Origin of the sequence: Halomonas sp. HG01 (assembly GCF_000968715.2) — a bacterium.
GTDB lineage: Bacteria > Pseudomonadota > Gammaproteobacteria > Pseudomonadales > Halomonadaceae > Halomonas > Halomonas halophila.
The window spans coordinates 427,310-447,099 of record NZ_CP022134.1; the positions used below are offsets into that span (position 1 = coordinate 427,310).

17 protein-coding genes are annotated in these 19,790 nt (G+C 67.6%); 12 read left to right on the plus strand and 5 right to left on the minus strand.

Translation table 11 applies throughout. From position 1 onward, the window contains the following. Positions 1–17: 17 nt before the first annotated feature. Positions 18–641 (minus strand): phosphoribosyltransferase, encoded by a 624-nt coding sequence (locus UN84_RS01975; protein ID WP_046079397.1) that lies wholly within the window; start codon positions 639–641, stop codon positions 18–20. A gap of 203 nt (positions 642–844) precedes the next feature. On the opposite strand from UN84_RS01975, the gene UN84_RS01980 reads away from it, so the two are divergent. Further along, complete coding sequence (locus UN84_RS01980; RefSeq protein WP_046079396.1) at positions 845–2,272, plus strand: uracil-xanthine permease family protein; 1,428 nt, start codon at positions 845–847, stop codon at positions 2,270–2,272. An 88-nt stretch (positions 2,273–2,360) separates the two neighbouring features. Here UN84_RS01980 and uraD read toward each other — a convergent pair whose 3' ends face one another. Beyond that, positions 2,361–2,885, minus strand: a complete 525-nt coding sequence (gene uraD, locus UN84_RS01985; protein ID WP_046079395.1) for a 2-oxo-4-hydroxy-4-carboxy-5-ureidoimidazoline decarboxylase — start codon at positions 2,883–2,885, stop codon at positions 2,361–2,363. Positions 2,886–3,109: 224 nt separating this feature from the next. On the opposite strand from uraD, the gene uraH reads away from it, so the two are divergent. From uraH to UN84_RS02000, 3 genes are all read left to right on the plus strand, one after another. Continuing rightward, on the plus strand, positions 3,110–3,463 hold the full coding sequence (gene uraH, locus UN84_RS01990; protein ID WP_046079394.1) for a hydroxyisourate hydrolase: 354 nt from the start codon (positions 3,110–3,112) through the stop codon (positions 3,461–3,463). Positions 3,464–3,527: 64 nt separating this feature from the next. Then, entirely contained in the window at positions 3,528–4,790 is a 1,263-nt protein-coding gene (locus UN84_RS01995; protein WP_035593632.1) for a urate hydroxylase PuuD, read from the plus strand. Positions 4,791–4,904: 114 nt separating this feature from the next. Continuing rightward, positions 4,905–5,645 (plus strand): GntR family transcriptional regulator, encoded by a 741-nt coding sequence (locus tag UN84_RS02000; protein WP_046079393.1) that lies wholly within the window; start codon positions 4,905–4,907, stop codon positions 5,643–5,645. 114 nt (positions 5,646–5,759) lie between these two features. On the opposite strand, the gene UN84_RS02005 is transcribed toward UN84_RS02000, so the two are convergent. The 3 genes from UN84_RS02005 to UN84_RS02015 all read right to left on the minus strand — a co-directional run bounded on the left by UN84_RS02005 (position 5,760) and on the right by UN84_RS02015 (position 9,520). After that, positions 5,760–7,220, minus strand: coding sequence for an NCS1 family nucleobase:cation symporter-1 (locus tag UN84_RS02005; RefSeq protein ID WP_046079392.1), 1,461 nt, complete (start codon positions 7,218–7,220; stop codon positions 5,760–5,762). Between the two features lie 99 nt (positions 7,221–7,319). Further along, positions 7,320–8,675 carry an NCS1 family transporter gene (locus UN84_RS02010; protein ID WP_046079391.1) on the minus strand — a complete coding sequence of 452 codons (1,356 nt, stop codon included), beginning with the start codon at positions 8,673–8,675 and terminating at the stop codon, positions 7,320–7,322. Positions 8,676–8,758: 83 nt separating this feature from the next. After that, the gene (locus UN84_RS02015; protein WP_046079390.1) at positions 8,759–9,520 is read right to left on the minus strand and encodes an aspartate/glutamate racemase family protein; all 762 of its coding nucleotides are present in this window, start codon (positions 9,518–9,520) and stop codon (positions 8,759–8,761) included. 592 nt (positions 9,521–10,112) lie between these two features. Here UN84_RS02015 and puuE point away from each other — a divergent pair. From puuE to pyk, 8 genes are all read left to right on the plus strand, one after another. Continuing rightward, positions 10,113–11,039: an allantoinase PuuE gene (gene puuE / locus UN84_RS02020; RefSeq protein ID WP_046079389.1), complete on the plus strand. Its 927-nt coding sequence runs from the start codon at positions 10,113–10,115 to the stop codon at positions 11,037–11,039. 71 nt (positions 11,040–11,110) lie between these two features. Continuing rightward, positions 11,111–11,599 (plus strand): ureidoglycolate lyase, encoded by a 489-nt coding sequence (locus UN84_RS02025; protein WP_046079388.1) that lies wholly within the window; start codon positions 11,111–11,113, stop codon positions 11,597–11,599. A gap of 51 nt (positions 11,600–11,650) precedes the next feature. Further along, complete coding sequence (locus UN84_RS02030; RefSeq protein WP_046079387.1) at positions 11,651–12,499, plus strand: bifunctional allantoicase/(S)-ureidoglycine aminohydrolase; 849 nt, start codon at positions 11,651–11,653, stop codon at positions 12,497–12,499. A 330-nt stretch (positions 12,500–12,829) separates the two neighbouring features. Then, positions 12,830–14,605, plus strand: coding sequence for a glyoxylate carboligase (gene gcl / locus UN84_RS02035; protein WP_046079386.1), 1,776 nt, complete (start codon positions 12,830–12,832; stop codon positions 14,603–14,605). Between the two features lie 91 nt (positions 14,606–14,696). Beyond that, positions 14,697–15,476, plus strand: a complete 780-nt coding sequence (hyi, locus tag UN84_RS02040; protein ID WP_046079385.1) for a hydroxypyruvate isomerase — start codon at positions 14,697–14,699, stop codon at positions 15,474–15,476. A gap of 310 nt (positions 15,477–15,786) precedes the next feature. Next, on the plus strand, positions 15,787–16,674 hold the full coding sequence (locus UN84_RS02045) for a 2-hydroxy-3-oxopropionate reductase (protein WP_046079384.1): 888 nt from the start codon (positions 15,787–15,789) through the stop codon (positions 16,672–16,674). Positions 16,675–16,867: 193 nt separating this feature from the next. Continuing rightward, positions 16,868–18,238 carry a glycerate kinase type-2 family protein gene (locus UN84_RS02050; RefSeq protein WP_046079383.1) on the plus strand — a complete coding sequence of 457 codons (1,371 nt, stop codon included), beginning with the start codon at positions 16,868–16,870 and terminating at the stop codon, positions 18,236–18,238. Continuing rightward, the gene (gene pyk, locus UN84_RS02055; protein WP_173834943.1) at positions 18,235–19,725 is read left to right on the plus strand and encodes a pyruvate kinase; all 1,491 of its coding nucleotides are present in this window, start codon (positions 18,235–18,237) and stop codon (positions 19,723–19,725) included. The genes UN84_RS02050 and pyk overlap by 4 nt, the downstream gene beginning before the upstream one ends. Positions 19,726–19,790 lie beyond the last annotated feature (65 nt).

The following is a 19,790-nucleotide window of genomic DNA, read 5'->3' on the forward strand; positions in this document are numbered from 1 at the left end:
TTTTGTGGCCGAGACGATCAGCCGTGTTCGGTGCCGAGCAGGCGCACGACCTCGTCGTCGCTGACCTGGCCGAAATCGGCGAAGAACTGGCCGACGGCGCCGAAGCTGGCCGGGGCCTCCAGGCAGACTACCTCGTCGGCGAGGGCCTCCAGGCGGACCACGGTCTCGGGCGGGGCGGCGCCCAGGGCAGCGATCAGCCACGCCGGGTGGCGGTGCTTCAGGGTCTCCAGCGCCATGGCCATGGTGGCGCCGGTGGCGCTGCCGTCGTCCACCACCACCACCACGCGCCCCGCCGGATCGATGGGCGCGCGTACCGGCGTGTAGCGGCGCCGGCGTTCGGCCAGCAGCGCCTGCTGGGTCTCGATCTCGCTGGCGATCTGCCGCTCGTCATAGTGGGCGGCCGCAGGCTCGAGCTGCACGCGTTCCTCTTCACCCACCGCGCCGATGGCGTACTCCGGATTGCCCGGCGCGCCGAGCTTGCGCACCAGCACCACGTCCAGCTCGCCCTCCAGCGCATCGGCGATCAGCCGCCCCATGGGCACGCCGCCCCGGGGGATCGCGAGGATCAGGGGGCGTTGTTCCTTCAAGGGCGCCAGCCGATGGGCCAGCTGTTCGGCGGCATCCCGACGGTCACGAAACATGGCGGACTCCGCTATCGCCTGCATGGCTTGGAGTCTAGTTCAGTCGACGGGCATTCGCGGCCAAGGCCTGGTTGATTGTATACAGTTTTAGTAGCTATGGTATCTCTTGATACCGATAATTGTGTATCCAAGTGCCGGCATCAACCTGCCGGTGCGACGCTGACGGCTGAACGCACAACAACACCACACCGAAGGCCGAGACCATGCAGAGCAATACCAACAACACCTCGCTATTCGACTTCCACGGCAGGCCGCGCCTGCTCAAGGCGCTGCCGATCTCCCTGCAGCACGTGCTGGCGATGATCGCCGGCGTCATCACCCCACCGATCATCATCGCCGGCGTGGTCGGCGCCACGCCGGCGGAGAAGCTGCAGCTGATCCAGATCGCGGTGCTGGCCTCCGGGGTCTGCACGCTGTTCCATCTCTACGGGGTGTGGAAGTTCGGCGCCCGGCTGCCGGCGATCTTCGGCGTGGGCTTCGCCTACGTGCCGACGCTGATCGCCGTGGGCGGCCAGTTCGGCATCGAGGGCATCCTCGGCGCCCAGCTGATCGGCGGCATCACCATGATGGTGGTGGGCTACTTCATCCAGTACATCCGCCACCTCTTTCCGCCGGTGGTGGCGGGCACCGTGGTGCTGGTGATCGGGCTGTCGCTGTACGACATCGCCATCCGCTACATCGCCGGCAGCGGCAACGTCGACGCGCCGCAGTTCGGCGAGCTGAAGAACTGGGGCGTGGGCGCTCTGACCCTGGTGACGGTGCTGCTGGCCTCCCAGTTCGGCCGCGGGGTGGTCAAGCTGTCGGCGATCATCGTCGGCATCCTGGTCGGCTACCTGGTCGCGCTGCCGCTGGGCATGGTCGACTTCGGCCCGGTGGCCAGTGCCGCCTGGGTCGCCGTGCCGACGCCGATGCCGTTCGAGATGGAGTTCCACTCCGCCGCCATCGTCTCGCTGGTGGTGATCTGCGTGATCAACTCGGTGCAGACCATCGGCGACCTGTCGGCGACCAGCGTGGCCGGCATGAACCGCGAACTGCGGACCCGAGAGCTGACCGGCGGCCTGCTCGGCAACGGCCTGACCACCGCCGTCAGCGCCTTCTTCGGCGCCCTGCCGACCTCCACCTTCAGCCAGAACGTGGGCATCGTGGCCATGACCAAGGTGATCAGCCGCGCCGTGCTGGCCATCGCCGGCGTCTTCATGCTGCTGGCCGGCTTCAGCCCCAAGTTCGGCGCCCTGATGACCACCATTCCCTATCCGGTGCTGGGCGGCGCCACCATCACGGTGTTCGGGATGATCACCATGACCGGCATCCAACTGCTGACCAAGGACGAGATGTCGGCGCGCAACATGACCATCGTCGGACTGGCCCTGGCGCTCAGCCTGGGCATCGCCGCGGTGCCCTCGGCCATCGCCGAGTTCCCGCAGACCCTGCAGAACGTGATCGGCGGGGCGCCGATCGTGGTCGCGGCGATCACCGCCTTCGTGCTCAACCTGGTGCTGCCGCGTACCACCCTGGCCGACGAGGCCCGGGAGCGCGAGGCCATCGCCGAGGCGGATGCCGCCGCCGAACAGGCCGCCCGTGGCGAGCCTCGGGCGGACGGCGGCCGAGTCGCCTCCGGCGCCGGCGACTGACGTTTTCACTCATCCGCGGGCACGTAAAAGGCGCCGCCGGGATTCCGGCGGCGCCTTTCTGGTGAGGCGGTTGGCAGCGGCGGGGCGCTCAGCCGACCCGTGCCTCCAGCCGGAAGGCGGCGATGCGGTTGATCTGCTCGATGGCGGTGCGGCGCTCCTCGTCGAGGCCGTGCTCGAGGCGCGTCTCGAAGGCGGCCAGGATGGCGTGGCGATCGCTGCCCTTGACCGCCATCACGAAGGGAAAGCCGAAGCGCTGCTTGTAGGCGGCGTTCAGGCGCTCGAAGCGGGCCATCTCCTCCGGCGTGCACTGGTCGAGGCCGGCGCCGGCCTGCTCGCGGGTGGAATCATCGGTGAGATCGCCGGCGATGGCGGCCTTGCCGGCCAGGTCCGGGTGGGCGCGAATCACCTCGAGCTGGCGCTCAGGCTCGGCCTCGTTCAGCACCCGGCCCATGGCCGCGGCCAGGCCCTCGGGGCTGTCCTGCTCGGCGCCCAGGCCGCGCTGCCAGGCCAGCTCGGCCACCCAGGGCGAATGCTCGTAGATGTCGCCGAACTGCTCGACGAAGGCGGCGCGGTCCAGCTGGCTGGGGCGCGGGGAAAGCGTCTTGTGGTTCATGCTCGGGTCTCCGTGATGGACGTCGATGTGGTCCGTCTCAGGGTAGCGATAAAAGTGTATACAATAAAGTGTTTGAAATGTACGCTATCCAAGTCTAGAACTGTTGATAGACGTGATGCCCGCGCCATGGGGCGTCATCACAGGATATACGCCGGCCGGATCGGCGCCCGGATTCGGGCCCCGAAGGACGACGGCGGCACACCACAACACGCGAGGAGACGACGATGGGCTATCTCACCACCCACGTGCTGGATACCTCCCTGGGCCTGCCGGGCGAGGGCATCCGCATCGAGATCTACCGCCTGACGGGCGGCGAGCGCCAGCGGCTCGGCGAGGTCGTGACCAACGACGACGGCCGCTGCGACGCGCCGCTGCTGGAGGGCGAGGTCTTCGTCGCCGGCGAGTACGAGCTGGTCTTCCATGCCGGCGAGTACCTGGACCGCCGCGGCGTGGCCGCGGACGGGCCGCGCTTCCTCGACGTGATCCCGTTGCGCTTCGGCGTCGCCGATGCCTCGCAGCACTATCACGTGCCGCTGCTGCTCTCGCCGTACAGCTACTCCACGTATAGGGGTAGCTAGGAAACCCGCCTCGCCCCCTCTCCGACCTCAACAACAATCGCACCATTCCAACGAGGCCTGACCGATGGAAGCCTACTTTCTGGACTTCGCCAACCTCCTGCTGAGGTGGCTGCACGTGATCGCCGCCGTGGCCTGGATCGGCGAGTCGATCTACTTCGTGATGCTCGACAACAGCCTGCGCCCGCCCAAGGCGGCGGAGGACCAGCAGAAGGGCGTGTTCGGCGAGATGTGGGCCGTGCACGGCGGTGGCTTCTATCACAACCAGAAGTACGCCAGCGCGCCGGCCAAGCTGCCGGCGGACCTGCACTGGTCGTTCTGGAAGGCCTACACCACCTGGCTGTCGGGCTTCGGGCTGTTCGTGCTGCTCTATATGGCCAACCCCGGCTTCTATCTGGTCAACCCGGGCAGCAGCTGGGAATGGGCCGCCAACCTCACCGGCTGGCAGGCCAACATCGTGGCCCTGGCGTTCCTGCTCGGCGGCTGGGTGGTGTACAACGAGATGTGCAAGCGCATCAGCCCCAACATGGAGCGCGACGGCCTCTTGAGCCTCGGCGTGGCGGTGCTGATGGTCGTGGTCGCCTACCTGAGCAGCCAGATCTTCGCCGGCCGCGCGGCCTTCCTGCTCACCGGCGCGGTGATGGCCACCGCCATGTCGGCCAACGTCTTCTTCTGGATCATCCCCGGCCAGCGTCGCATGGTGAAGGCGATGAAGGCCGGCGAGACGCCCAACCCGCTCGACGGCAAGCGCGGCAAGCAGCGCTCGGTGCACAACACCTACTTCACGCTGCCGGTAGTGCTGCTGATGCTCAGCAACCACTACTCCTTCACCTACACCCATGAGCTGTCCTGGGTGATCATGTCGCTGTTCATCTTCGCCGGCGCCCTGATCCGACAGTTCTTCGTGCTGATGCACGCCGGCCAGACCAGGCCCGCCTATCCCGCGGCCGGGGTGGCGCTGATCCTGGTGGCGGTGTGGATCGGCGCGCCGAGCGGTGCCGGCAATGCCGCGCCGATGGCCGCTGGTGAGACAAATGGCGAGACCGATGGCCGGGCCGTTGCCGCCGAGGAAGCGACCGTCGCTTCCGGCGGCCCCGTGGACGAGATCCACGGCATCATGGAGCGGCGCTGTGCGTCCTGCCACGCCCAGCATCCTACCCATGAGGCCTTCACGGCACCGCCCGCCGGCGTGGCCCTGGAGACCCGGGAGCAGCTGCTGCGCCAGGCCGACCAGGTCAAGCAGGTGGTGGCGAGCGGCTACATGCCGCTGGGCAACCTGACCCAGATGACCGACGAGGAACGCGCCAGCATCGCCGCCTGGACGCCCTGAGCCCGGGCCGGCTCGCGGGATCGACCGCCGCCCGTCGCCGACGGGCGGCGGTCGTCTCGTTGGGGAAAAAGCGTATACAATGTGCGTCATGAGTCGTCAGGAGGTGAGCCATTCATGAGTCAGCGCCAGGTCGATGCCGAGCGCAAGCCGGCCTCGGGGAGCGGGCGTCCCGGCAAGAACGGTGACGGCGCCGAGCGCCACGAGGCGATCCATCGCTCGATCAGCGATGCGATCATCGAGCACCGTCTCAAGCCGGGGGCGCGGCTGCGCGAGGACGCCCTGTCGGAGGTCTTCGGCATCAGCCGCACCGGCATCCGCAAGATACTGCAGCGTCTGGCCCTGGAACAGCTGGTCACCCTCACCCCGCGGCGCGGGGCCAGCGTGACCCGGCCCACCGCCGAGGAGGCCAAGGACGTCTTCGATGCGCGGCAAATGGTCGAGTGCGGGCTGATGCCCGAGGTCGCCCGGCGCATCACCGCCGCCGATCTGGAGCGGCTGCGCGACATGGAGCGCGAGGAGCGCCAGGCCCTGAAGGCCGGCGAACAGAGCAGCGCGATCAAGCTTTCCGCGGCCTTCCATGGCGAGCTGGCGCGGCTCTCCGGCAACGACACCCTGGCGACCTTCGTCGAGCAGCTTTGTTCGCGCTCCTCGCTGATCCTCGCCGTCTACGGCAACGCCGGCCACCTGGGCTGCGAGTCCCACGACCACGATGCCCTGCTGCGCTACCTGGAGCAGGGCGATGGCGAGCGTGCCCGTGCCTTCATGAGCCGCCACCTCAAGGCCATCGAGGCCTCGCTGTCGATCCACGAGCCCGCGGACGAGGCCCCGGATCTCTACGAGATCTTCTCCGGCTGAGTCACCGTCCTTTCGACGTCCCGAATCCGACGCCCTGAAATGCCTGCGCCCCGGCCACTGTCTGTCACAGGGGCCGGGGCGCGTGCGTTGCGGCGGCGACCGGGTCGCCGCTGATCAGGCGGGTTGAGCGGCCGGCAGGCGCTGGCCGCGCATCAGCAGGAAGTAGAGGAGCCCGCCGAGCCCGGCGCCGAGCAGCCAGGCATAGCCGCCCAAGGCCTCCAGCGCCGGCACCCACACCGAGGCAATCGAGAACAGCGCGGCCAGGGCGAAGGCGGCGATGGCGCGCTTGTTCCAGCCCTTCACGTAGTGATAGGCGCCGTCCGGAGCGCTGGAGAACATGTCCTGCAGGTCCAGGCGTTGGCGCTTCACCACGTAGTAGTCGACCACGATGATGCCGTAGAAGGGCGCGACGACGGCTCCCAGGGCGTTGACGAATCCGGCGACGCCGATATCGCTGATCAAGGACACCCACAGCGCGCCGACGAAGAAGGCGATGATGGCGGTGATCAGGCCGCCGAGGCGGAAGCTGACCTTGCTCGGGAAGAGGTTGGCCAGGTCATAGGCCGGCGGAATGAAGTTGGCGACCAGGTTGATGCCCACGGTGGCGGCGAAGAAGGTCAGGGCGGCGACGATGGTCAGCGGCAGCGAGTCGACCCGCTCGATGATGTCCGAGGGATTGGTCAGCGTCTCGCCGAACAGCACCAGGGTGCCGGCGGTGATGATCAGGGCGATGAAGGAGAAGAAGGCCACGTTGAGCGGCAGGCCCACCAGGTTGCCGAGCTTCATCTCGCGCTCGCTCTTCACGAAGCGGGTGAAGTCACCGAAGTTGATCACCACCGCGGCGAAGTAGGCGATCATGGTGCCGGTGATGGCCAGGAAGGCGCCGATCGCACTGCCGTGATAGTCGCTCTGGCCCTCGAAGATGCTGCCGACCGCGGGCAGCAGCTCGTCGCCGGCCTTGACCCAGACGACGATCATCAGCGCCACCATCACCACGTAGACCAGCGGCCCGGCCCAGTTCAGGAAGTGCTTGATGCGCTCGATGCCGGCCCAGAACATCGCCATCTGGAAGGCCCACACGATCACGAACGACAGCCAGCCCAGCGCCGACATGCCGAGGAACTGGCCACCCGGATCGCCGAACAGCGACGTCAGCAGCAGTTTCATGGCGGTGGAGGCGAAGTAGGTCTGCACGCCGTACCAGAAGATGCCGATCACGGCGCGCAGCATGGCCGGCAGGTTGGCGCCGTGCACGCCCATGCTGGCACGGATCATCACCGGAAAGGGCACGCCGTACTTGACGCTGGGCTTGCCGGTCAGGTTGACCAGCCCCATCACCACCACGCCGGCGAGGATGATCGCCGCCATCACCGCCCAGCCATTGAGGCCGTAGGAGATGAACAGCGAGGCCGCCAGGGTGTAGCCGAACAGGCTCTGGATGTCGTTCGACCAGACGTTGAAGATCTCGAACCAGCCCCAGTTTCGATCGCGCTTCTTGATCGGGGCCAGGTCGTCGTTATAGAGGCGCGGATCAATGCGCCGGATTTCCAGCTCTTTGTCGGTCAGGTCCGTCATGGGATGGCCTTGGTCTCTTGTTTTGAATGACGACGATGAAAAACGGCCCGCCCCGAAGGAGAGGGCTGCGTGCCCGGGCGTGCCGCCCGGGCGCGAGGATCAGTCGCGGAAGCGCTGGCAGGGGCCCCAGTGCTTCATCAGCAGGAAGTAGGTCAGTCCGGCGGGAATCAGGCTGGCGTACCAGGACACGGTGGAGACGCTGAAGGCCGCGATCACGCCCACCGCGGTGGCGATCAGCGCCGCATGGTTGACGCCACGATAGGGGCCCTCGGCGTCGTAGAGCTTGCCGAGGTCCAGGGTGCGGCGACGGATCAGGTAGTAGTCCACCACCAGCACCGCGAAGATCGGGCCGAGGAAGGCGGAGTAGGTCTGCACGAAGATCTGCAGGCCGGTCGCGGATTCGTCCTTGACCAGTTCCCAGGGGAAGGTGGCGAAGGCCAGCAGGCCGACGATCACGGTGGCGGTGCGATACTTCAGCTTGAAGGCGTCCATCAGCACGTAGGTCGGCGGCACCACGTTGTTGAGCACGTTGGTGGTGACCTGGGCGAAGGCGATGAACAGCAGCGTGGTCATCAGCAGCGGGGTGTTGTCCACGGCGTTGGCGAACACCTTGATGGGGTCGGCGACGCCGGTGGCCTCGGAGACCATGTAGCCGATCAGGCCCATGAACAGGGTGCAGGGCAGGATCGACATGGCGTAGAGGGTGGTCAGCAGCCCCGGGCCGCTGCCTTCCTTGTGCTCGCGGGAATAGTCGCTGACGTTGAGCATCATGGTGCTGTAGATGCCCAGGAACAGCATGGTGGCGCCCCAGAAGGGCATGCCCCAGGAGCCTTCCATGGTCAGCATGCTGGCCGAGAGCTCGTCGCCGTAGCGTTGCACGGTGCTGTAGAACATGTAGACCAGCGAGGCCAGGATGAAGGCGCTGCCGATGTTCTCCAGCCACTTGATGCCCTGGAAGCCCAGCACCGAGAGGCCGATCTGCAGGAACTGGAAGGCGATGAAGAAGAAGATCAGGTTGTCGAAGCCGAACAGGGTCGCCGAGACCATGTTCAGGGCGCCGGCGCCGATCCAGCTCTGGAAGCCGTACCAGACGATGGCCGGCACGGCCCGCACCAGCCCCGGCAGGCGGGTGCCGGAGAAGCCGAAGGCGCTGCGCGCCTGGACCATGAACGGAATGCCGTACTTGTAGCCGGCGGCGCCGTTCAGCGCCAGGGCGATGCCGATCACGAAACAGCCGATGGCGATCGCCAGGGTGGCCTGGAGCAGGTTCAGCGTGCCGACCACGCTGGAGCCCATGGTGAAGGTACCGATCGAGACGCAGCCGCCGAACCAGGCCAGCAGGTAGGAGGTGCGTCCCATGATGCGGGTCTGCTGCGGGGCCAGTGACTCGTGGCCGGCCCCCTTGGTGTGATGGGCGGAATCGTCCGTGTTGGAGCGTGAAGTCGAGAGGCTCATGGTGGGATCCTCGCTAAGGGTGCCGTGATTGTGGTTATTGTCCGCACGGGGCGGTGGTGGGCGCCGCCAGTCGGCGCCGGGGCTCAGCGTGTCTCGTCGTTGCCCGATGCTTCATGGTCCGAGAAGTGGGCGTAGCGGCCGATGAAGGGCTTGGGCCGCGGGAAGGCCAGGTCGCCGACCTTGCTGGTGCCCAGTCCCAGGCCGACCAGCGCCTCGGTCAGCTTGACCGCCGCGGTCACGCCCTCGACCACCGGCAGGCCCACGGCCTCGGCGATCTCGTCAGTGAGATCGGCCATGCCGCCGCAGCCCAGCACCAGGGCGCCGATGCCGTCCTCGTCGCGGGCGCGGCGGCCTTCCTCGATGATCCGTGTCAGTGCCGCATCGCCGTCGTCTTCCAGGTCGAGCACCGGGATCTCGGCGGCGCGGACCCGACGGCAGTGGTGGCGGAATCCATACTGCTCGAGCAGGTGCTCGGCGATGATGCCGGTGCGGCCCAGGGTGGTGACCACCGAGAAGCGGGTGCTGATCAGGGTGGCCATGTGGAAGGCCGCCTCGGCGATGCCGATCACAGGGGCCCGGGTCAGCTCGCGGGCGGCCAGCAGGCCGGGGTCGCCGAAGCAGGCGATGATGTAGGCGTCCACGCCATCGCGTTCGCCCGCCGCGACTTCCTCGAGCACGCCCGTGGCGCTGATCGCCTCGTCGAAGTGGCTCTCGATGGAAACCGGGCCATGGGCCGGCTGGGTGGCGCTGATGAGGGTGCCGGGGGAGGCGATGGCCTGGGCGGCGTGGCCGATGGTGTCGGTCATGCCGCGGGTGGTATTGGGGTTGATGACGCGAATCTGCATGGGATCTCCGGCTTTGATTATCTTTGTGAACAAGGGAGATTTTCTTTGTACACAAAATAGGCCCAATCCCCGTCGGAAATCAAGGTGCCTCCGGAACCGGTGGAATGCTTTATTACCCCTTGATAAACAGTATCTTGGGAATATTCCAAGAACACCATTGTGTCGTCATTTATTGTATACATTCTTTGGTCTTCAGAATTTGAGGTGATCGGATGTCCATCGAGGTCATCACCCGTCGGATATCGCTTCATGTGCCACCAGGGCGAGATAGCTGCTCCGGTCATCGGTTGGAAGGGCGGCGTCGGGTGGGGATTGGCAATCCGGATGTTTTTGTATACAAAATAGAGGGCGAGCCGTGAGGGCTGATCGCGTGCCGTCGCCATGGCGGCCGGAAGTATTGTCTCGGATCCCGGAGAACGCCGGGGCGCACCGAGGACGGCGCAGGCTGCTTGCAAGCAAGGTGAGCACACCCTAGAATTTAATTGTATACACTTGTTGTTCATCATGGCGCTCCGAGGCGCAAGGGCCGTCGGCAACGACGGCGACAAAGGCGATTTACAACAACCACCTACAACAACAAGGAGGCGTCGCCATGACCGCGACACGCGACTATCCCCGTGACCTGATCGGCTACGGCCGCACTCCGCCCGAGGCCAAATGGCCCGGCAAGGCGCGCATCGCCGTGCAGTTCGTCCTCAACTACGAGGAGGGCGGCGAGAACTGCGTGCTTCACGGCGACGAAGGCTCCGAGCAGTTCCTCTCCGAGATCATCGGCGCCGATGCCTATCCGGACCGCCACCTGAGCATGGAGTCGATCTATGAATACGGCTCCCGGGCCGGCGTATGGCGCATCCTGCGCGAGTTCGAGCGCCGTGGCCTGCCGCTGACCGTGTTCGGCGTGGCCATGGCGCTGGAGCGCAACCCCGAGGTGGCGCAGGCGTTCAAGGAGCTGGGCCACGAGATCGCCTGCCACGGCTATCGCTGGATCCACTACCAGAACGTGCCGGAAAGCGTCGAGCGCGAGCACATGCGCCGTGCCATCGAGATCTTCCAGTCGCTCTACGGCGAGAAGCCGCTGGGCTGGTACACCGGCCGCGACAGCCCCAACACCCGGCGCCTGGTGCTCGACGAGGGCAGCTTCCTCTACGACAGCGACTACTACGGCGACGACCTGCCGTTCTGGACCCGCGAGGCCGACAGCCAGGGCCGCGAGCACAGCCATCTGGTGGTGCCCTACACCCTGGACACCAACGACATGCGCTTCGCCGCGCCGCAGGGCTTCAACACCGCGGATCACTTCTTCACCTATCTGCGCGACGCCTTCGACGTGCTCTACGCGGAAGGCGAGGACACGCCGAAGATGCTGTCGGTGGGCATGCACTGCCGGCTGCTCGGCCGCCCCGGTCGCTTCCGCGCCCTGCAGCGCTTCCTCGACCACATCGAGGCCCACGATCGTGTCTGGGTCACCCGTCGGGTGGACATCGCCCGCCACTGGGCCGAGCATCATCCGGCCAGCTGAGCCATCCGAGGCGTGCCGGGGCCGGCGACATCTCGCCCGCCCTGGTTCGCGTTCCCGCAGGAGAGAACCGCATGCTCGAACTCGAAGCCCGTCCCCTGACGCCCGAGGCCTTCGCCCCGTTCGGCGAGGTGATCGACACCCGGACGTCCGACTACTTCCCCATCAACGCCGGCCGCACCCGCCGCTATCACGACCTCGCGAAGGTCGAGACGCTGGGCGAGCAGGCGCGCACGCTGATCAGCATCTTCGTCAGCCAGCCCGTCACGGTGCCGCTGGAGCTCGCCTTCCTGGAGCGTCATCCCCAGGGCAGCCAGGCCTTCATGCCGCTGCATGAGGAGCGCTTTATCGTGGTCGTCGCCCCGCCCGGCGATGCCATCGACCCCGCCGAGGTGCGCGCCTTCGTCACCGACGGCCGCCAGGGCGTCAACTACGCGGCCGGCACCTGGCACGCCATCCAGTCGGTGCTGGAGCGCGAGGGCGAGTTCCTGGTCGTCGACCGGGGCGGCGAGGGCAACAACTGCGACGAGCACCCCATCGACATCCGCGTGACCCTGCCGTAAGGCCGCCGCGCCGATCCCGGAACAAGACACCAGATCAGAAGAGGACATCTCATGAGCCAGCGCCAGCACTCTCGTCAGTACTATGCTCCCCAGGGCGGCCATCCGGGCCAGAAGGTGATGACCACCGACCGCGCCATGTTCACCGAGGCCTTCGCGGTGATTCCCAAGGGCGTCTACCGCGACATCGTCGCCAGCAAGCTGCCGCACTGGGAGAACACTCGGCTGTGGGTGCTGTCGCGTCCGCTGTCCGGCTTCGCCGAGACCTTCTCCCAGTACATCATGGAGGTCTCGCCCGGCGGCGGCAGCGAGCGCCCCGAGACCGACCCGGGCGCCGAGGGCGTGCTGTTCGTGGTGGAAGGCGAGATGACCCTGACCCTGGCCGGCGAGCAGCACCGCATGGAGCCGGGCGGCTATGCCTTCATCCCGCCGGGCGCCGACTGGCAGCTGCGCAACGAGTCCGATGCCCCGGTGCGCTTCCACTGGATCCGCAAGGCCTACGAATTCGTCGACGGCGTCGAGGTGCCGGAGCCCTTCGTCACCAACGAGAACGACATCGAGCCGTCGGTGATGCCGGACTGCAACGAGGTGTGGGCCACCACCCGCTTCGTCGACCAGGACGACCTGCGCCACGACATGCACGTCAACATCGTCAGCTTCCAGCCCGGCGGTGTGATCCCCTTCGACGAGACCCACGTCATGGAGCACGGTCTCTACGTGCTCGAGGGCAAGGCGGTCTATCACCTGAATCAGCAGTGGGTCGAGGTCGAGGCCGGCGACTACATGTGGCTGCGCGCCTTCTGCCCGCAGGCCTGCTACGCGGGCGGCCCGGGGCCCTTCCGCTACCTGCTGTACAAGGACGTGAACCGGCATATGGCGCTGCCGTACAGCAAGCGCCGCTGATCCCCACGATCGGCCCGGCACGCCACGGTATGACGACACCCGCCTTCTGGCGGGTGTCGTCGTCTGGGGCCGGGCGCGGTCCGGTATACGAGGCATCATCTTCATCGGCCTTCGACCGTTATCGCGAATCGGTGACCCGGCGCGATTGTTGTCAACAATCCTTCTGTCTTGTTTGTTTTTATATGTATGAAATTAAAGGTATTTTTTTGCCTATATAAAATTCTGGAAAAAATTTCCATAAGTCGTTGACGGGGTGCCGGCGGCGAGCCTAGTCTCTGTATACAGAAATATTTTCCAGAAAACATAACAACGCCACTGGAGGATCTCGTCATGGCTCGCATGACCGCCGCGGAAGCCGCCGTTCACGTGCTCAGGAAGGAAGGCATCGATGTTGCCTTCGGCCTGCCTGGCGCCGCCATCAACCCCTTCTATGCCGCCATGCGCACGGTCGGCGGCGTGGACCACGTGCTGGCCCGCCACGTCGAGGGCGCCTCGCACATGGCCGAGGGCTACACCCGTGCCCGGCCCGGCAACGTCGGCGTGTGCATCGGCACGTCCGGCCCGGCCGGCACCGACATGATCACCGGCCTCTACTCGGCTTCCGCCGATTCCATCCCGATCCTGTGCATCACCGGCCAGGCGCCGGTGAGCAAGCTGCACAAGGAAGACTTCCAGGCCGTCGACATCCAGGCCATCGCCGGCCCGGTGACCAAGTGGGCCACCACCGTGCGCGAGGCGGCCCAGGTGCCGCGCGCCTTCCAGCAGGCGTTCCAGCTGATGCGCAGCGGGCGGCCCGGCCCGGTGCTGCTCGACCTGCCGATCGACGTGCAGATGACCGAGATCGAGTTCGATCCCGACACCTACGAGCCGCTGCCGGCCTACAAGCCGACCGCCAGCCGCGCCCAGATCGAGAAGGCGCTGGCCATGCTCAACGAGGCCGAGCGGCCGCTGCTGGTCGCCGGGGGCGGGATCATCAACGCCGACGCCAGCGAGCTGCTGACCGAATTCGCCGAGCTGACCGGGGTGCCGGTCATCCCGACCCTGATGGGCTGGGGCACCATCCCCGACGACCATCCGCTGATGGCGGGAATGGCCGGCCTGCAGACCTCGCACCGCTACGGCAACGCGACCCTGCTCGAGTCCGACTTCGTGATGGGCATCGGCAACCGCTGGGCCAACCGTCACACCGGTAATCTCGAGACCTACACCGAGGGCCGCACCTTCGTTCACGTGGACATCGAGCCGACCCAGATCGGGCGTATCTTCGGCCCCGACTACGGCATCGTCTCCGACGCCAAACCGGCGCTCGAACGCCTCATCGAGGTGGCCCGGGAGTGGCAGGCCGAGGGCCGGCTGAAGGACCGCAGCGCCTGGGCCGAGTCCTGCCAGGAACGCAAGCGCACCCTGCTGCGCAAGACCCACTTCGACGAGGTGCCGGTCAAGCCGCAGCGGGTCTACGAGGAGATGAACAAGGCCTTCGGCAAGAACACCCGCTACGTCAGCACCATCGGCCTGTCGCAGATCGCCGGCGCCCAGTTCCTGCACGTCTACCGGCCGCGTCACTGGATCAACTGCGGCCAGGCGGGCCCGCTGGGCTGGACCATTCCGGCCGCGCTCGGGGTGCGTCGGGCGGATCCCGAGGCCGAGATCGTCGCGCTGTCGGGCGACTATGATTTCCAGTTCATGGTCGAGGAGCTGGCCGTGGGCGCGCAGTTCAACCTGCCCTACATCCACGTGCTGGTGAACAACTCCTACCTGGGGCTGATCCGCCAGGCCCAGCGCGGCTTCGAGATGGACTACCAGGTGCAGCTGTCGTTCGAGAACATCAACTGCCCCGAGATCAACGGCTATGGGGTGGACCACGTCTCCGTGGTCGAGGGCCTGGGCTGCAAGGCGATCCGCGTCACCGAGCCCGGCCGGATCGGCGAGGCCTTCGCCGAGGCCCGCGATCTGATGAAACAGTACCGGGTGCCGGTGGTGGTCGAGGTGATCCTCGAGCGGGTGACCAACATCGCCATGGGCACCGACCTGACCGGCATCAACGAGTTCGAGGCGCTGGCCGAGAACGTCGCCGACGCCCCGAGCTCGATCGCTGCGCTTCGCTGAGCACGGTCGTCGCCCGGCCATCGGTGGGGACCGGTGGCCGGATGGCGGGACAAGTACGCTGACCCACACCACAAGACTCAGGGAGATTCACATGGCCAAGTTCGCCGCCAATCTCAGCATGCTGTTCACCGAGGTGGACTTCCTCGACCGCTTCCAGGCCGCCGCGGACGCGGGCTTCAAGGGCGTCGAGTACCTTTTCCCCTACGACTTCGAGGCCGCCGAGATCAAGAAGCGCCTCGACGACAACGGCCTGACCCAGGTGCTGTTCAACCTGCCAGCCGGCGACTGGGGCGCCGGCGAGCGCGGCATCGCCTGCCACCCGGATCGCGTCGAGGAGTTCCGCGAAGGCGTCGACCGCGCCATCGAGTATGCCAAGGTGCTCGGCAATACCCAGGTCAACTGCCTGGCCGGCATCCAGCCGCAGGGCGTGAGCCTGGAGCAGGCCCGCCGGACGCTGGTCGACAACCTGCGCTTCGCCGCCGGGAAGCTCGAGGCCGCCGGCATCCTGCTGGTCGCCGAGCCGATCAACACCCGCGACATTCCGGGCTTCTTCCTCAACCGCACCGAGCAGGCCCTGGCGATCTTCGACGAGGTCGGCAGCGGCAACCTGAAGCTGCAGTACGACATCTATCACATGCAGATCATGGAAGGGGACCTGGCGCCGACTATCGAGGCGAACATCGACCGCATCGCCCACGTGCAGCTGGCCGACAATCCGGGCCGCCACGAGCCGGGCACCGGCGAGATCCACTATCCCTTCCTGTTCGCCCATCTCGACCGACTGGGCTACCAGGGGTGGATCGGCGCCGAGTACAAGCCGGCCGGGTCGACCCAGGAGGGGCTGGGCTGGCTGGATGCGGCTAGAGGTTGAGGGCGTCGTGCCGATGCCGGGATGAGCTTTCCCGGTGCCAAGACGCCGCGAGGGCGCTGTGAACCCTTCCCTGGGCGCTACCGACGCCCTGCGGCGCTCATGCATCCTGCGCCGCTTGCAGGGCCGGTGCTGGCCATCCATGGCCAGCCCGTTCGGAGGAAGCCTCCTCACCCCTGGCGTAGGACCCTCGCTTTGTCTTGCCCCCGGCGCTCATCATCTGGTGGCGTGGCCGAGGCCTGCCCAATGAAAACCCGGCAGCGGTGCTGCCTTCGAGATCACGACGACAACAGAGACAAACGGGAGACGCATCATGAGCAAGATCGGTTTTATCGGACTGGGCATCATGGGCCGTCCCATGGCGGGCCACCTGCTGGACGCCGGCCATGAGCTGACCACCGTCAAGCGCGGCCCCCTGGACGAGACCCTGGCCGGCCAGGGCATGCAGGAGCTCGAGAATCCCAAAGCGGTCGCCGAGGCCTCCGAGGTGATCATCACCATCGTCCCGGACACCCCGGACGTCGAGCAGGTGCTGTTCGGCGAGGGCGGCGTCATCGAGGGGCTGAAGCCCGGCACCCTGGTGATCGACATGAGCTCGATTGCCCCGCTGGCCACCCAGGAATTCGCCAGGCGCATCCATGAGGCCGGCGGCGAGTACGTCGACGCCCCGGTCTCCGGCGGTGAGGGCGGCGCCATCAACGCCTCCCTGACCATCATGGTCGGTGCCACCCCGGAAGGCTTCACCCGCGCCGAGCCGCTGCTCGAGACCATGGGCAAGACCATCACCCATATCGGCGGCCACGGCGCCGGCCAGACCTGCAAGGTGGCCAACCAGATCGTCGTCGCGCTGACCATCGAGGCGGTCTCCGAGGGCCTGCTGTTCGCCTCCAGGGCCGGGGCCGACGTGGCCAAGGTCCGCGAATCGCTGCTCGGCGGCCTGGCCCAGTCGAAGATCCTCGACGTGCATGGCCAGCGCATGATCGACCGCACCTTCGATCCCGGCTTCAAGATCAAGCTGCACCAGAAGGACCTCAACCTGGCGCTGGAAGGCGCGCGCAGCCTCGACCTCGCGCTGCCCGGCACCGCCAACGCCCAGCAGCTGTTCCAGGCCTGCGTCGCCCACGGCGGCGCCGACTGGGACCACGCCGGCATCGCCCGCGCCCTGGAGGCGCTGGCCGACCACGAGATCGGCAGTCAGTGATGCCATGCCAGCGCGGCCCGGCGTCACACGGCGCCGAGCCACGATGGAGGATGGGGAGGTGACTGCTCCCTGAAGGCAGGCGTCGGGTCGTCGTCTGCCGGGGCCGTCGCTTGACGGCTCCTTGCCCGGTGGCGAGTCTTCCCCTATGGACCCCTGGCTCGTCACCGGGCCCTTTTGCCAAGGAGACCCCTGAATGAATGCCCCTTCCCCGCGGACTGTTTCCCCAGAAGCCTTCGGCGAGCGCCCCGAGGCGGCGCGCGCCTGGCTCGAGCGGCTCGGCGAGATCGCCGTCTCGGCCGTGCATCCCGACACCCTGCTGCCCGACCGGCTGCCCGAGCCGCCGGCCGGCCGCACCCTGGTGGTCGGCGCCGGCAAGGCGGCGGCGGCCATGGCCGTCGCCCTGGAGCGCGCCTGGGACGCCCATCAGCCCGAGGCGCCGCTTTCCGGCCTGGTGGTGACCCGCTACGGTCATGGCCCCCAGCCGTCGGATTCCAAGGAACAGGACGCGCCGGGAGGGGGCGACGCCGAGCGCCGCATCGAGATCCTCGAGGCCTCGCACCCGATGCCCGACGACCTGAGCGAGAAGGCCGCCCGCCGCATGCTCGAGGCCGTGGACGGCCTCGGCGAGGACGATCTGGTCATCGCGCTGATCTCCGGCGGCGGCTCGGCGCTGATGACCCTGCCGGCGGCCGGCGTGAGCCTGGCCGAGAAGCAGGCCATCAACAAGGCGCTGCTGAGAAGCGGCGCTCCCATCGGCGAGATCAACACCGTGCGTCGCCACCTGTCGGCGATCAAGGGCGGCCGCCTGGCCGCCGCCGCCCATCCGGCCCGGGTGCTGACCTGGCTGATCTCCGACGTGCCCGGCGACGAGGCCTCGCTGATCGCCTCCGGGCCGACGCTGCCCGACGCCTCCACCCCCGACGAGGCGCTGGCGATCCTGGAACGGCGCGGCATCGAGGTCTCCGCCGCGGTGCGCCGGCAGCTGGAGGCCAACCACGAGGCGCCGCGGCCGGACGATCCGGGCTTCGCCCGCGATGAGAGCGAGATCCTGGCCCGCGCCCGGGACGCTCTGGCGGCCGGCCGGGCCGCCGCCGAGGCCGACGCGGTCGAGGTGCGCCTGCTCGGCGACGACCTCGAGGGCGAGGCCCGCGAGCTCGGCCGCGAGCACGCCCGCATGGCCCTCGAGGCCCAGACCGGGCTCGAGCGGCCGCTGCTGATCCTGTCCGGCGGCGAGACCAGCGTGACGGTGGCCGGCGACGGCCGCGGCGGGCGCAACGTCGAGTACCTGCTGGGGCTGTTCACGGCCCTCGAGGGCGCCGCCGGCATTCATGCCCTGGCCATCGACACCGACGGCATCGACGGCTCCGAGGACAACGCCGGGGCGATCGTCGGGCCGGGCTGCTGGGCGCGCATGGGCGAGCTCGGTCTCGACGCCGACGCCTATCTGTCACGCAACGATGCCTACTCTTTCTTCGAGGCGCTGGACGACCTGATCGTGACCGGGCCCACGCGCACCAACGTCAACGACTTTCGTGCCATCCTGGTACTGCCGAGGAATTCATGACGACACTGCCGCCCCATGCCCCGATCCACGAGCCGATCCGCCGCACCAAGATCGTCGCCACCCTCGGCCCCGCCAGCGACCGTGAGGGCGTGCTGGAGCAGATGATCGCCGCCGGCGTCGACGTGGTGCGCCTCAACTTCTCCCACGGCGCCGCCGACGACCATCGCCGCCGCTTGAGTGCGGTGCGCGAGATCGCCGCCCGCCAGGGTCGCAGCGTCGCCGCCCTGGGCGACCTGCAGGGGCCCAAGATCCGCATCGCCCGCTTCAGCGAGGGCAAGGTCGTGCTGGAGGAAGGCGCGCCCTTCGTTATCGACGTGGCCCTCGACGGCCAGGCCGGCGACGCCAGCCGCGTCGGCTGCGACTACGAAGCGCTGGCCGACGACGTGACCGCCGGCGATCGCCTGCTGCTCGACGACGGCCGGGTGGTGCTCGACGTCGACCGCGTCGACGGCAGCGCCATCCACACCATCGTGGCGGTGGGCGGCGAGCTGTCCAACAACAAGGGCATCAACAAGCAGGGCGGCGGCCTCTCCGCCCCGGCGCTGACCGACAAGGACAAGGCCGACCTGGAGACCGCCATGGCCATCGGCGTCGACTATCTCGCCGTGTCCTTCCCGCGCAGCGCCGCCGATATGCAGGAAGCCAGAACCCTCCTGGGAGACGCAGGTCGGGAGATCGGCCTGGTGGCCAAGCTCGAGCGCGCCGAGGCGGTGGCCGACGACGCCACCCTCGACGGCATCATCGAGGCCAGCGAGGCGGTGATGGTGGCCCGCGGCGATCTCGGCGTGGAGATCGGCGACGAGGCGCTGATCGGCACCCAGAAGCGCATCATCAAGCATGCCCGCAGCCTCAACCGCGCGGTGATCACCGCCACCCAGATGATGGAGTCGATGATCGACTCGCCCTTGCCGACCCGAGCCGAGGTGTTCGACGTGGCCAACGCCGTGCTCGACGCCACCGACGCGGTGATGCTCTCCGCCGAGACCGCCGCCGGCGACTTCCCGGTGGAGACCGTGGAGGCCATGGCCCGGGTGTGCCTGGGCGCCGAGCGCGAGCGCATCGCCCAGTCCTCCGGCCACCGCATTCACGAAGGCTTCGAGCGCATCGACGAGACCATCGCGCTGTCGGCGATGTACGCCGCCAACCATCTCACCGGCGTGGCCGCCATCGCCTGCATGACCTCCACCGGCTATACGCCGCTGATTGCCTCGCGCATCCGCTCCGGGCTGCCGATCGTCGGGCTGGCGCACAATCCGGTCGCCCAGCGGCGTATGGCGCTGTATCGCGGGGTGATCTCGCTGCCCTTCGATACCAGCGAGATGGACGCCGCCGAGCTCAACGACCGTGCCATGGCGCTGCTGGTGGGGCAGGGCGTGGCCGAGCCGGGCGATCACGTGATCCTCACCCGCGGCGATCACATGAACGCCCACGGCGGCACCAATACCCTCAAGATCCTCGACGTCAACGAGCGCCATCGCGCCGGTTAGTGCGAAAACGCCGATGGTGAACCGGTGATCGTGGCTTCGCCTGATATCGCCCCGACCGTTGCCGA